Origin of the sequence: Arthrobacter sp. 3Tela_A (assembly GCF_049311025.1) — a bacterium.
Taxonomy (GTDB): Bacteria; Actinomycetota; Actinomycetes; order Actinomycetales; family Micrococcaceae; genus Arthrobacter_B.
The window spans coordinates 1-12,133 of record NZ_JAXIOM010000032.1 but is presented as its reverse complement, the minus strand read 5'-3'; the positions used below and the strand labels follow the sequence as shown (position 1 = coordinate 12,133).

Sequence of the window (12,133 nt, the reverse complement as noted above, 5' to 3'; positions counted from 1 at the left end):
ATCCGGCACGAACGCGGTGAGTTGGGGAAACTAACCGGCTAGCGGTCTGCTGCCTGTGCCTTGAGCGCCCGCACAACGCCGTCGCGGTTTTCCAGCAGCAGCCGGCGCAGTGCCGGAGCCTCATCACCGAGCGATTCGAGGAACGCGTCGGTGCGGTCGACGGTCTCCTGCGTGGTGAGCCGTGCCGGGTAGAGCCCGACGACGATCTGCTGGGCGATCTCATGCGTGCGGGTTGCCCAGACCTCACGCAGGGAATCGAAGTAGCGCTGGGAATACGGTTCCAGCAGGGCTGTGTCGTGCACCCTGCTGAACCCGCCAATCGCTGCCCGCTGTGCAGCATTGGGCAGGACGGAGCGCACTACGATTGCTTCCCAGGCGGCAGCCTTGGCCTCGGCCGACGGCAGCGCCGCACGGGCGCCGGCCGCGGCGAGCTGCCCGGTAGCAGTGGCGTCACGTTCAAGTTCTGCGGCGATCTCGGTTTCGCCCATCCGGCCGCCTGCCACCAGCGCGGTGAGCAGTTCCCAGCGCAGATCGGAGCCGACTTCGAGGTCCTCAAGGACCAGGTCACCGGAGAGCAGGGCCGCAACGGCGTCCAGCTGCTCAGGCGTCTGGGAATGGGCCGCAAAGGCCTTGACGAACTGCAGCTGGGAATCGGAACCAGGCGCCGCGGCGCGGGCCAGGTCCCAGAGGCTGTCAGCTGCGGCCGCGCTCATAGGTTCACGGTCCTGCGGGGCCACATAGAACGCCAGCGTAGTCGCGAGCTGGCGGAGCAGCACCTGGACCACGGAGGAATCCGATTCCGAGGCGATGTTCTGCAGCACCAGTTCCACATAGTTGCGTGCCGGGATTTCACCGTCGCGGGTAGCGTCCCAGGCCGATGCCCAGACGAGGGTCCGCGGCAGCGACTCGGCGATGTCCCGCAGGCGCCGGGTGGCCAGGTGCCAGGACGCGTCATCGAGGCGGATCTTGGCGTAGGCCAGGTCGTCGTCGTTGAGCAGGATCAGGTCGGGGCGCTGCTGGCCTGCCAGCTCGGGAACCGGGGTCAGCTCGCCGTCGACATCCAGCTCCACACGGTGGGTTCGGCGCAGCTTGCCGTCTTCGGCGGCGTTGTAGAAGCCGATCGCCAGGCGGTGGGGACGCAGCGTCGGGTACTCGGCCACTGCGGACTGGGCGACGGCGAAGGACGTGATGACGCCGTCGTCGTCCGTCTCGATGACAGGACGCAGCGTGTTGACGCCGGCGGTCTCCAGCCACTGGGCGGACCACTGGCTGAGGTCGCGGCCGCTGGCGGCTTCGAGCTCGGACAGCAGGTCGGAGAGTTCAGTGTTGGCCCAGGAGTGCTTGCCGAAGTACTCCCGGACGCCCTGCATGAACTTGTCCTGGCCGACCCAGGCCACCAGCTGCTTCAGGACGGAGGCGCCCTTGGCATAGGTGATGCCGTCGAAGTTGACCTGGACATCTTCCAGATCCCGGATCTCAGCGACGATCGGGTGAGTGGTGGGCAGCTGGTCCTGGCGGTAGGCCCAGGCCTTCTCCATGGACGCGAAGGTGGTCCACGCCTGCTTGAACTCGGTGGCTTCGGCCGCTGCGAGGGCAGACATGAACTCCGCGAAGGATTCATTCAGCCACAGGTCGTTCCACCAGCGCATGGTGACCAGGTCGCCGAACCACATGTGCGCGAGTTCGTGGAGGACCGTGATGGCGCGGCGTTCAACCGTTGCATCGGGCACACGCCCGCGGAAGACGTAGCTCTCCAGGAAGGTGACGGCTCCGGCGTTCTCCATGGCTCCGGCGTTGAACTCCGGCACGAAGAGCTGGTCGTACTTCTCGAACGGGTACGGCGTGCCGAACTGGGACTCGTAGAACTCGAAGCCCTGGCGGGTGAGTTCGAAGATGTTCTCCGCGTCCAGGTACTCCATCAGCGACTTGCGGGCGAAGACGCCCAGCGGGATGGTGCGGCCGTCGGAGCTGGTGAGTTCGGAACGGACAGACTGGTACGGTCCGGCGATGAGGGCCGTGATGTAGGAGGAGATCCGCGGCGTCGGCTCGAAGGACCACGTAGCGCTGGGATTTTCGGCATCCTCCGCGCTGGCGCGCACCGGCTCCGGGGTAGGGGAGTTGGAGATGACATCCCAGTGGGACGGTGCCGTCACTGTGAAGCGGAAGGCTGCCTTCAGGTCAGGCTGCTCAAAGACTGCGAACATCCGGCGTGAATCCGGTACCTCGAACTGGGAGTAGAGGTATACCTCGTTGTCCACGGGGTCCACGAAGCGGTGCAGGCCTTCGCCCGTGTTCATGTACAGCGCATCGGCTTCCACGACCAGTTCGTTGCTGGCGGCGAGGTTTGGCAGCTGGATGCGCACACCGTCGGAGACCTCTTCCGGGTCCAGGCTGACGCCGTTGAGGGTAACGCGGTGCACCTTGGACGTCACGGCGTCAATGAAGGTGGAGGCTCCCGGCTGCGCGCCGAAGCGCACCACGGTGGTGCTGCCGAAGACTTCGTCGCCGCGGGTCAGGTCCAGATTGATGTCATATGACTCGACATTAATCAGTTCCGCCCGTTCACGCGCTTCAGCGCGGGTGAGATTCATACCTGGCAAGGAAGAGCCTTTCGAAGGAGAGATATCGCCCGGTGCCCCAAGTTCAGGGTACCGGCGTCAAAAGTAACATTTGCAACAATCTCTCACATGGGGCCGTTCTGCCAAGTGGGAACGCGCCCTTTAGCGGGCAACTCCCACGCCGGTGGCCCGTCCGCGTGCCCATTCACCGGTCATTGGAGAGTCCTGGGGGTTGCCGTACCGGAAGGACTGGCTGGCAAGTGGCCGAATGTTGCTGTCAGTCAGGAACCACGAATTGCCCCTCTTGACGCCTGCGGTGCTGTACCGGTCGCCGTTCCAGTCCCCGGCCACCGGAACATCGGTGGCGTTGCCGAAGAGGAATGTGCCGTCGGTCGCGGGCCTGATGTTGCTGTTAGTGAGGTAAAAGCGCTTCGCTACTCCTTCCGCGCGGGCCACTCCGAGCGTGTCGTACCGGTCGCCGTTCCAGTCTCCGACGATCGCCCGGTCACCCCGGGCACCGAAAATAACCACGCCGTCGCCCATGCCGCTGCTGTTGGAATTCTTCAGGTACGCAACACCCTGGCGGTACACGCCAACGGTGTCGATTCCATCTCCGTCCCAGTCTCCACAGATCGGCTGGTCGCCCGGATCACCAAAATGGAAGCGCAGGGCTGCGGCGTTGTTGGTCAAGCTAGTGCTCATCGTCCAGATGCCCCGGCTGAAGGTGGCGGGTTCGTCAACGCCGTCACCGTTCCAGTCGCAGCTGAGGAACTCGTCATCCGGGACTCCGAAATAAGTTGTGGAACCGGAATCGAAGAACAACGTGGCCGGCACTGCACCGGGAGTGATGGTCACGGTGGCGGATGTGGCAGACACCGAGTTGATCCGGACCGAGGTTCCGGTATACGTGGTGAACGTTTCGCCCTGCTGCCAGGCGTGGCGGTTGTTGTAATACCCCTGGAAGGGCCTGGTGGAGGGAGGAATAATCAGCGAGTTCACCGCCCACGAGTTGGCTGCGTCCGCCTTGACGATCTTGACCCCTCGGTTGCCGGCGCTGTCCCAGGCAAGATGCTGGTCGTAACCGGCGGGCTGCCGCAGCTCCAGGTAATAGGCATCGCCGGAGACCGGATCGTTGAACTTGACCGCCCGGTTGGCAGCAGACCCGCCCCAGGGGGTAAGCGTGTATGTCATTGCGGACCGGACCGCTCCCACTTTCCGGATTTCATTGCCTCGGCCGAATCCGCCGGTTTCCCAAAAATAGGAATTGATCACAGGCTGGTTGTACTGGGCTGATCCCATGAGGTCCGTTGTGTCGCCGTATTCGCGGCTGCTGCACGCACCGTCGGCCCAGCGTCCGCCGTTTCCAATGCCGACGTCGGTCCGTCCATTTGTGCACTGGAGGCTGTTCGCGTGCAGGAGCCCGAGTACATGGCCAACTTCATGGGTGAGCACATTATTGGTGAACGACGACGGTGCAGGCATGAGAATACGCCCGGCGGTTCCTCCCGTGGTCCATCCGCCGCCCAGGATTCCGCCGTACCCTCCGGAACGAAGGTCGGCCGTCGGTACGAACACCACCAGTGCGGTGTACGGGGTGTCCACCCATTTGAGTTCCCTGGCGATCTTGTTCATCATCGTCGCGTAGTCGTCCATGGCGTTTGCCGATGCACTGTAGTGGACGCGTTCCGAGGCGATGGATAGGGAGAGCCGGTTATTGGACATGGCGCGCCAATAGGTATTGGCGCTGCTGATGGAGTTTCGTGCCGCACCCAGGTTGACCAGCGCCCCGTTGCCCTGGACTGTCGCGCGGACGAGGGTCACTTTGATGTTGCCGGCACGGGCTGGAGCGCTGAGCATGCTCGCCGCTCCGCCACGCGCCAGCATCGGGTCCACGTGTTCGTGCTCGGTCTCGACAACGGAGCGGACGCTGCCGTCAGTGTCTGTGACAAGTGGTGTGTCGGGGCCCGGAACCACATGGCCCTCACCAACCGGAACGTAGACGTAGCCGTCGTCCTCGTCCGGCGCGCTGTCCTGTGGCCCGACGGGCCCGGAGCCGGGGTCTGCCTGCTCCGGTGCGGGAACGGCCGTCTCCTGGGGCAGCGCGGAGGGATCCGGGGAAACGGTGTCCAGCGAAGGTCCCGGCGCCGGGAGCGTTCCGGGTTCAACTGCGGGTGCCTGGGCCGGGACTTCCGCGGGGAGCTGCGGCGCAGGGGAATCCGGCGCAGTCTGCTCCTGCGCCACCGCCGGCAGCGACGCGCCGCCGAATGCCAGGGCAACGCTTAGAACGGTGGTGAGTGCGAGTCGTGCAGTCTTCAATTGCGGATCCTTGTATAAAACGTGTCGAGACCTGGGGTGCAGCGGGCATGCCCGCTTCCCGTCCAGGAGGCTGCAGCTCCGGCTGCGGGCGGCGAGACCTGTCCGCAGTGATACCACCTGCTAGATCAGCTATCGGCACCGTTGCCGTTACCGTTACCGGTTTGGAAGCTGAACGTGCAGAAAAGCTAGGCTGGTAATGCCATCCCCACAATGAACGGAACTCTATGCGCGTCCATATTGCAACAGACCACGCCGGACTTGAACTCAGCGCCCACCTGCAGGAACACCTCGCTGCGGCCGGGTATGACGTAGTGGACCACGGGCCGAAGGCGTACGACGCCGAAGATGACTACCCCGGGTTCTGCATCGACGCAGCCAAGGCAGTCGTAGCTGACCAGGAAGACGGCACCGAGGCCCTGGGCATCGTTCTGGGCGGCTCCGGCAACGGCGAACAGATCGCAGCCAATAAGGTCCGTGGCGTCCGTGCCGCCCTGGCGTGGAACCTTGAGACCGCCAAGCTGGCACGGGAACACAACAACGCCAACGTCGTCGCCGTCGGCGGCCGCCAGCACTCCCTGGCCGAGGCGACCGAGATCATTGAGGCCTTTCTCGCCGAACCGTTCAGCAACGCTGAGCGCCACGTGCGCCGGATCGCGCAGATTGCAGAATATGAAGCCAGCGGCACCATAGCTCCGCGTTAATGCCTGAGGGTCATTCAATCCACCGGCTGGCCCGGCAGTTCACCTCGGTGTTCGCCGGGCAGCGGCTGGCCGTCACCAGCCCGCAGGGCCGGTTCGCCGCCGGCGCCGCACAGCTGGACGGACATGTCCTTGCCGGGGCGCAGGCACACGGCAAGCAGCTCTTCCTGGAGTTCGACAACGAACTCATCCTGCGGATCCACCTCGGCCTGTACGGTGCGTTCGACTTCGGCGGTGACGAAACCTTCCGTGGAGCCTCCAGCATCGGCGCACCCCGCCGGGTAGGGGAGCAGGAAGCCCCGGACGACGGCGCTGCCGGCACCTATACGGGTCCGCCGCCGCCCAAAGGAGCCGTCCGGGTCCGCCTCGTTTCCCCGCACGGCTGGGCGGACCTGCGCGGGCCCACGGCCTGTGAAGTCATTACCGGCGCAGAACGCAGCCAGGTGCTGGCCCGGCTGGGCCCGGATCCTCTGCAGCTGCACTCGAACGGTGCGGAGGACTTCGTCCGCCGGCTGCGCAGCCGCGGGTCTCCGGTTGCCGCCCTGTTGATGAACCAGGAAGTGCTGGCAGGGGTCGGCAACGTCTACCGGGCCGAAGTGCTCTTCCGTCAGCGGATTTCCCCGTGGGCGACGGGAAAGGCCGTGCAGCCGGAACAGGCGCGCGCACTCTGGAACGACGTCGTATCCGTCATGGCCGACGGCGTTGCCGAGGGACGTATTGTTACGACCCGGCCGGAACACCGTGCTGTGCGCAGCGAACCGGTGCCTGCGGCAGAAGCCCATTACGTCTACAAGCGCCAGGGTCTGCCCTGCCGGATCTGCGGTACGGAAATAGCGCTCACCGAGATGGCAGCCAGGAAACTTTACTGGTGCCCCGTCTGCCAGGCGGGATAAGGACAGCAAAAAGGCCCCTGGTCCACCGCTGAAACCTGAGTTTCATGCTGGTGGACCAGGGGCCTCTCTGGAATAATTCCGTGGAGGGGATGACGGGAATCGAACCCGCGTAATCAGTTTGGAAGACTGAGGCTCTACCATTGAGCTACATCCCCGGCGCCGTAAGGCAGGTTTTACCTTAGCACGGTAATTTGGCGGATGAATAATCGGCGGCTTCGCTCCCCCCGGAACGGGCCTGTCACCCCGGAATTGTGCATGTGGAAGTCAATGCCGGTAGGCTGTCAGGTGCACTGACGGGGTGTAGCTCAGCTTGGAAGAGCGCCTGCTTTGGGAGCAGGAAGTCGCAGGTTCAAATCCTGTCACCCCGACTCTGTATAAACGACGGTGCAGACCAACCCCAGAACCCTCAGGAGAACTAACGCTGTGAAGAGCGCTGTAGAAAACCTCACACCCACGCGGGTAAAGCTCAACGTAGAAGTTCCGCTTGAGGAATTGAAGCCGAGCATCGACGAGGCCTACAAGACCATCGCCACCCAGGTGCAGGTCCCGGGCTTCCGCAAGGGCAAGGTCCCCAACAAGCTCATCGATCAGCGCGTTGGCCGCGGCTACGTCCTCGAAACTGCCATCAATGAAGGCCTGAACGGCTTCTACCAGGCAGCAGTCCAGGAAACGGGCATCCGCCCGCTGAGCCGTCCCGAGGTTGAAATCAGCGAAGTTCCGGACCCCACCTCCGACGAAGGCCAGCTGGTCTTCAACGTAGAGCTGGACATCCGCCCCGAGATCGAGCTTCCGGATTATGCCGGCATCGAGGTCACCGTTGAGCCCGCCGAAGCCGGCGACGCCGACGTCGAGAAGGCACTGGACGAACTGCGCGGCCGCTTCGGCACGCTGAAGAGCGTTGACCGTCCCGCAGCAGAGAACGACTTCCTGACCATGGACCTGGTTGCCAAGGTTGACGGCGAAGAGGTCGACTCCGCCTCTGACCTGTCCTACCAGGTGGGTGCCGGAACCATGCTTGAGGGCATGGACGAAGCTGTCACCGGCCTGTCCACTGACGAATCCGCCACCTTCACCACGAAGCTGGCCGGCGGCGAGCACGCAGGTGCCGACGCCGAGGTCACCGTCACCGTCAAGGCTGTCAAGGAGCGCGAGCTCCCCGAAGCCAACGACGACTTCGCACAGCTGGCCAGCGAATTCGACACCATCGCTGAACTGCGCGAAGACCTCACCAAGCGCGCAGCTGAAGCCAAGGTCATGGAGCAGGGCGTCGAAGCCCGCGACAAGGTCCTTGAGAAGCTTCTCGAAATGATCGAGGTTCCGGTTCCGGAGTCCGTCATCGAAGAGCAGCTGGACCAGCACTTCAACTCCGAGTCGGCACACACCGCCGGCGAAGACCACGACACCGAAGAGCACCGCGCAGAGATCCGCGAGAACACCGAACAGGCGTTCAAGAACGAGATCATCCTCGACGCTGTCGCTGACAAGGAAGAAGTCGGCGTCAACCAGAACGAGCTCATCGATTACATCGTCTCCATGGCCGGCCAGTACGGCATGGATCCGAACCAGTTCGCCCAGCTGATCGACCAGGGCGGCCAGGTCCCGATGATGGTTGGCGAAGTCCGCCGCCGCAAGGCCCTTGCCAAGGTTCTGGAGCTGGCCAAGGTCACCGACACCACCGGCGCCGAAGTTGACCTGTCCGCTTTCGTTCGCCCGGAAGGCGAAGAAGCAGCCGCTGAGGCCGCTGAAGAAGCCGGCGAAGAAAAGGCTTAGTCCTAAGCTGCCCCGGATCGAACCGGGGCAGAGCCAGAGGAAGCACTGCAGTACGCTGCGGTGCTTCCTCTTGTTTAAGCCCCGGTCCGAAGCGGAATCCCGCGCCAGCATCCGGCGCGGGCGCAACGTGCGCCGTCAGCGAACAGCGCGCGTAACGGGAGCAAAAGGACTGCGGGAACGGTTAGTGTCCAAGAAGAGATAAACGGCGGGAGCCGGCTTAGGGAGCACACAGACGCATCCAGCCAGGTTTTTCCGCCAGAGCGAGAGGTCACTCAGTATGGCAAATGCACCCAGCACACCCACTATGGCTACTGTGGACCCGGCCAGCCGGGATGACTACATCTACAACCGGCTGCTGAAGGAACGGATCATCTGGCTCGGCTCGGAAGTCCGGGACGACAACGCCAACGCGATCTGCTCCCAGCTCCTGCTCCTCTCCGCCGAGGACCCGGAAAAGGACATCTTCCTGTACATCAACTCTCCCGGCGGCTCCGTGACTGCGGGCATGGCCATCTACGACACCATGCAGTTCATCCCGAACGACGTCGTCACCGTTGCCACCGGCCTGGCCGCTTCCATGGGCCAGTTCCTGCTGTCCTCCGGAACCAAGGGCAAGCGCTACGCCACCCCGCATGCACGCATCCTGATGCACCAGCCTTCCGGCGGCATCGGCGGCACCGCGTCGGACATCCGGATCCAGGCTGAACTGATCCTGCACATGAAGCAGGTCATGGCCGAGCTCACCGCTGAGCAGACCGGGCAGACCGTGGAGCAGATCCTGAAGGACAACGACCGCGACAAGTGGTTCACCGCAGAAGAAGGCCTGGCCTACGGCTTCTTCGACAAGATCTCCGCTCACGCCGGCGGCGTCACCGGCGGCGGCGGAACCAACCAGGACCAGGACGGCGAGCAGGAATAGTCCAGCTTCCGGCCGGCCAGCGCACCACAGACTTCAGGAGTAAAGCAATGAACCACAATTTTGGAACCCCGGGCAGCACGGCATCCCAGATGCCGTCCAGCCGTTACGTACTGCCCCAGTTCGAAGAGCGCACGCCCTACGGCTTCAAGCGCCAGGACCCCTACACCAAGCTCTTCGAGGACCGCATCATCTTCCTCGGTGTGCAGGTGGATGACGCGTCCGCAGATGACATCATGGCCCAGCTGCTGGTCCTTGAGTCCACTGATCCGGACCGCGACATCACCCTGTACATCAACTCGCCGGGCGGCTCGTTCACGGCCATGACGGCGATTTACGACACCATGCAGTACATCCGCCCCGAGATCCAGACCGTGTGCCTCGGCCAGGCCGCCAGCGCTGCTGCCGTGCTGCTCGCTGCGGGCACCCCCGGGAAGCGCCTGGCGCTGCCGAACGCCCGCGTGCTGATCCACCAGCCCGCCCTCGGCGGCGGGGAGCGCGGACAGGCCTCCGACCTTGAAATCCAAGCCGCAGAAGTTATGCGTATGCGTACCTGGCTGGAGGACACCCTGGCCCTGCACTCGAACAAGACGTCCGAGGAAGTGAACCGGGACATCGAGCGGGACAAGATCCTGACCGCAGCCTCCGCACTGGAGTACGGCCTGATCGACCAGGTCCTTGATTCCCGCAAGATCAAGACCCCGGCCATCAACAAGAGCTAGCACCACTCACTGCGGCCGTCCCTGCCCGTTCCGGGCCGGGACGGCCGCAGTTTTTGCGTCCGGTCCCGGGCCGCAGGCAACGCAAAAAACGCGCACCACGGGGCCGGAATTGCTGATTACCTCTGCCAAGTGTCCTAGAGTGGAACATGGTTGACTGGCATGGTTTTCCTTCCGGCACGTTTTTTCTTCGGCACGGCACCCGCCTGGCGAGGACCATCTAAAGGGGACTGAATTATGGCTCGCATTGGTGAGAGCACAGATCTGCTTAAGTGCTCTTTCTGCGGAAAGAGCCAGAAGCAGGTGCGCAAGCTGATCGCCGGTCCCGGCGTCTACATCTGCGACGAGTGCATCGAGCTCTGCAACGAGATCATCGAAGAGGAGCTCTCCGAGACGACCGAAGGCGAGTCCTTCGTCCTTCCCAAGCCGCGTGAAATCTTCGATTCACTGCAGGAATACGTCATTGGCCAGGAACCTGCCAAGCGTTCCCTCGCCGTCGCCGTCTACAACCACTACAAGCGCATCCAGTCCGGGCATGCTTCCCGCGGAACTGCTAACCTCAGCGATGCGGTCGGCACCGAGGACGTTGAGATCGGCAAGTCCAACATCCTGCTGATTGGCCCCACCGGCTGCGGCAAGACCTACCTCGCCCAGACGCTTGCCCGCCGCCTGAACGTTCCGTTCGCCGTGGCTGATGCGACGGCCCTGACCGAAGCCGGCTACGTGGGCGAGGACGTCGAGAACATCCTCCTCAAGCTCATCCAGGCCGCCGACTATGACGTCAAGAAGGCCGAGCAGGGCATCATCTACATCGACGAGATCGACAAGATCTCCCGCAAGAGCGAAAACCCGTCGATCACCCGCGATGTATCGGGCGAAGGCGTGCAGCAGGCACTGCTGAAAATCCTGGAAGGCACCGTTGCCTCCGTTCCGCCGCAGGGCGGGCGGAAGCACCCGCACCAGGAGTTCATCCAGATCGACACCACCAATGTGCTGTTCATCGTGGCCGGCGCGTTCGCCGGGCTCGAGGAAATCATCGGTTCGCGTTCGGGCCGCAAGGGTATCGGCTTCGGTGCTCCGCTGAACGAGACCAGCAAGGACACTGACTCCTACGCGGACGTCATGCCTGAGGACCTGCTGAAGTTTGGCCTGATCCCCGAGTTCATCGGCCGCCTCCCGGTCATCACCACGGTCTCAAACCTGGACCGCAAGGCCCTCATTCAGATCCTGACTGAACCCAAGAACGCGCTGGTCAAGCAGTTCCAGAAGATGTTCCAGCTCGACGGCGTCGAACTCGTCTTTGAGCCGGAGGCGCTGGAAGCCATTGCTGAGCAGGCTCTGGGCCGGGGAACCGGTGCACGCGGCCTGCGCGCGATCCTTGAGGAAGTGCTGCTGCCGGTGATGTTCGACCTGCCCAGCCGCGAAGACATTGCCCGCGTGGTCATCACCCGTGAGGCCGTCACGGAGAAGGCCGAACCGACGCTCATTTCCCATGACGTGATTGTGAAGCGGCGGAATAAGTCGGCCTGACTGCGCGCTGGCGCAATCGGGAGCTGATCCCGTCCGCACGAATTCTTACCGAGGAGTAAACCTGTGCCCGAGAACACCGCTGTTGCCGATTTCTGGTTCGATCCCACCTGCCCGTTTGCCTGGGTCACCTCGCGCTGGATGGGCGAAGTGGAACAGGTGCGCGACGTCCGCACCGAATGGCACGTCATGAGCCTTGCCGTCCTCAATGAGGGCCGCGACCTCCCCGAGGACTACCGTGCCCGGATCGACAAGGCCTGGGGCCCGGTCCGCGTGATCATCGCTGCGGCAGAACTGCACGGCCCGGAGAACATCAAGAAGCTCTACGACGCCATGGGCACCCGGATCCACGTCCAGGGCATGAAGGACTACGACGCCGTGATCGCAGAGTCCCTCGCTGAGGTTGGCCTGCCGGCAGAACTGGCCGACATCGCCGCGACGGACAAGTTCGACACCCAGCTGCGTGCCTCCCACCAGGAAGCCATCGACAAGGTGGGCGACGACGTCGGAACCCCCGTGGTAGCTTTCAACGGCACCGCTTTCTTCGGCCCGGTGCTGACCCGGATCCCGCGCGGCGAGGACGCCGGGAAGATGTTCGACGGCGCCCTGGCACTGGCCTCGAACCCGCACTTCTTCGAGATCAAGCGCAGCCGCACCGAGAACCCGCAGTTCGACTAAACGCAGCCAAATCAAAAGTGCCCGGCCCGTTTGAAACGGCCGGGCCCATAGTGACTTT

9 protein-coding genes and 2 tRNA genes are annotated in these 12,133 nt (G+C 63.7%); 8 read left to right on the top strand and 3 right to left on the bottom strand.

Annotation, left to right across the window (positions count from 1 at the left end; translation table 11 throughout):
- Positions 1–38: 38 nt before the first annotated feature.
- Positions 39–2,591, bottom strand: a complete 2,553-nt coding sequence (pepN, locus tag TVC13_RS10665) for an aminopeptidase N (RefSeq protein ID WP_422401186.1) — start codon at positions 2,589–2,591, stop codon at positions 39–41.
- Positions 2,592–2,720: 129 nt separating this feature from the next.
- Positions 2,721–4,874: a hypothetical protein gene (locus TVC13_RS10660; protein ID WP_422401185.1), complete on the bottom strand. Its 2,154-nt coding sequence runs from the start codon at positions 4,872–4,874 to the stop codon at positions 2,721–2,723.
- 224 nt (positions 4,875–5,098) lie between these two features.
- Between TVC13_RS10660 and TVC13_RS10655 the strand changes: the two genes are divergently transcribed.
- Positions 5,099–5,575 (top strand): ribose-5-phosphate isomerase, encoded by a 477-nt coding sequence (locus tag TVC13_RS10655; RefSeq protein ID WP_422401184.1) that lies wholly within the window; start codon positions 5,099–5,101, stop codon positions 5,573–5,575.
- Complete coding sequence (locus TVC13_RS10650) at positions 5,575–6,465, top strand: Fpg/Nei family DNA glycosylase (protein ID WP_422401183.1); 891 nt, start codon at positions 5,575–5,577, stop codon at positions 6,463–6,465. Before TVC13_RS10655 ends, TVC13_RS10650 begins: the two co-directional genes overlap by 1 nt.
- 81 nt (positions 6,466–6,546) lie before the next feature.
- On the opposite strand, the gene TVC13_RS10645 is transcribed toward TVC13_RS10650, so the two are convergent.
- Positions 6,547–6,620 (bottom strand) — tRNA-Gly (locus TVC13_RS10645).
- Between the two features lie 139 nt (positions 6,621–6,759).
- Between TVC13_RS10645 and TVC13_RS10640 the strand changes: the two genes are divergently transcribed.
- The 6 genes from TVC13_RS10640 (at position 6,760) to TVC13_RS10615 (ending at position 12,075) form a co-directional block, all read left to right on the top strand.
- Positions 6,760–6,833: transfer RNA gene (locus TVC13_RS10640), tRNA-Pro, on the top strand.
- A gap of 55 nt (positions 6,834–6,888) precedes the next feature.
- Entirely contained in the window at positions 6,889–8,235 is a 1,347-nt protein-coding gene (gene tig / locus TVC13_RS10635) for a trigger factor (RefSeq protein WP_422401182.1), read from the top strand.
- A gap of 304 nt (positions 8,236–8,539) precedes the next feature.
- Positions 8,540–9,154, top strand: a complete 615-nt coding sequence (locus TVC13_RS10630; protein ID WP_422401181.1) for an ATP-dependent Clp protease proteolytic subunit — start codon at positions 8,540–8,542, stop codon at positions 9,152–9,154.
- A 47-nt stretch (positions 9,155–9,201) separates the two neighbouring features.
- The gene (locus TVC13_RS10625; protein WP_325788699.1) at positions 9,202–9,873 is read left to right on the top strand and encodes an ATP-dependent Clp protease proteolytic subunit; all 672 of its coding nucleotides are present in this window, start codon (positions 9,202–9,204) and stop codon (positions 9,871–9,873) included.
- Positions 9,874–10,107: 234 nt separating this feature from the next.
- On the top strand, positions 10,108–11,400 hold the full coding sequence (clpX, locus tag TVC13_RS10620; RefSeq protein WP_422401180.1) for an ATP-dependent Clp protease ATP-binding subunit ClpX: 1,293 nt from the start codon (positions 10,108–10,110) through the stop codon (positions 11,398–11,400).
- Positions 11,401–11,463: 63 nt separating this feature from the next.
- Positions 11,464–12,075, top strand: coding sequence for a disulfide bond formation protein DsbA (locus tag TVC13_RS10615; protein ID WP_422401179.1), 612 nt, complete (start codon positions 11,464–11,466; stop codon positions 12,073–12,075).
- Positions 12,076–12,133: the final 58 nt, after the last annotated feature.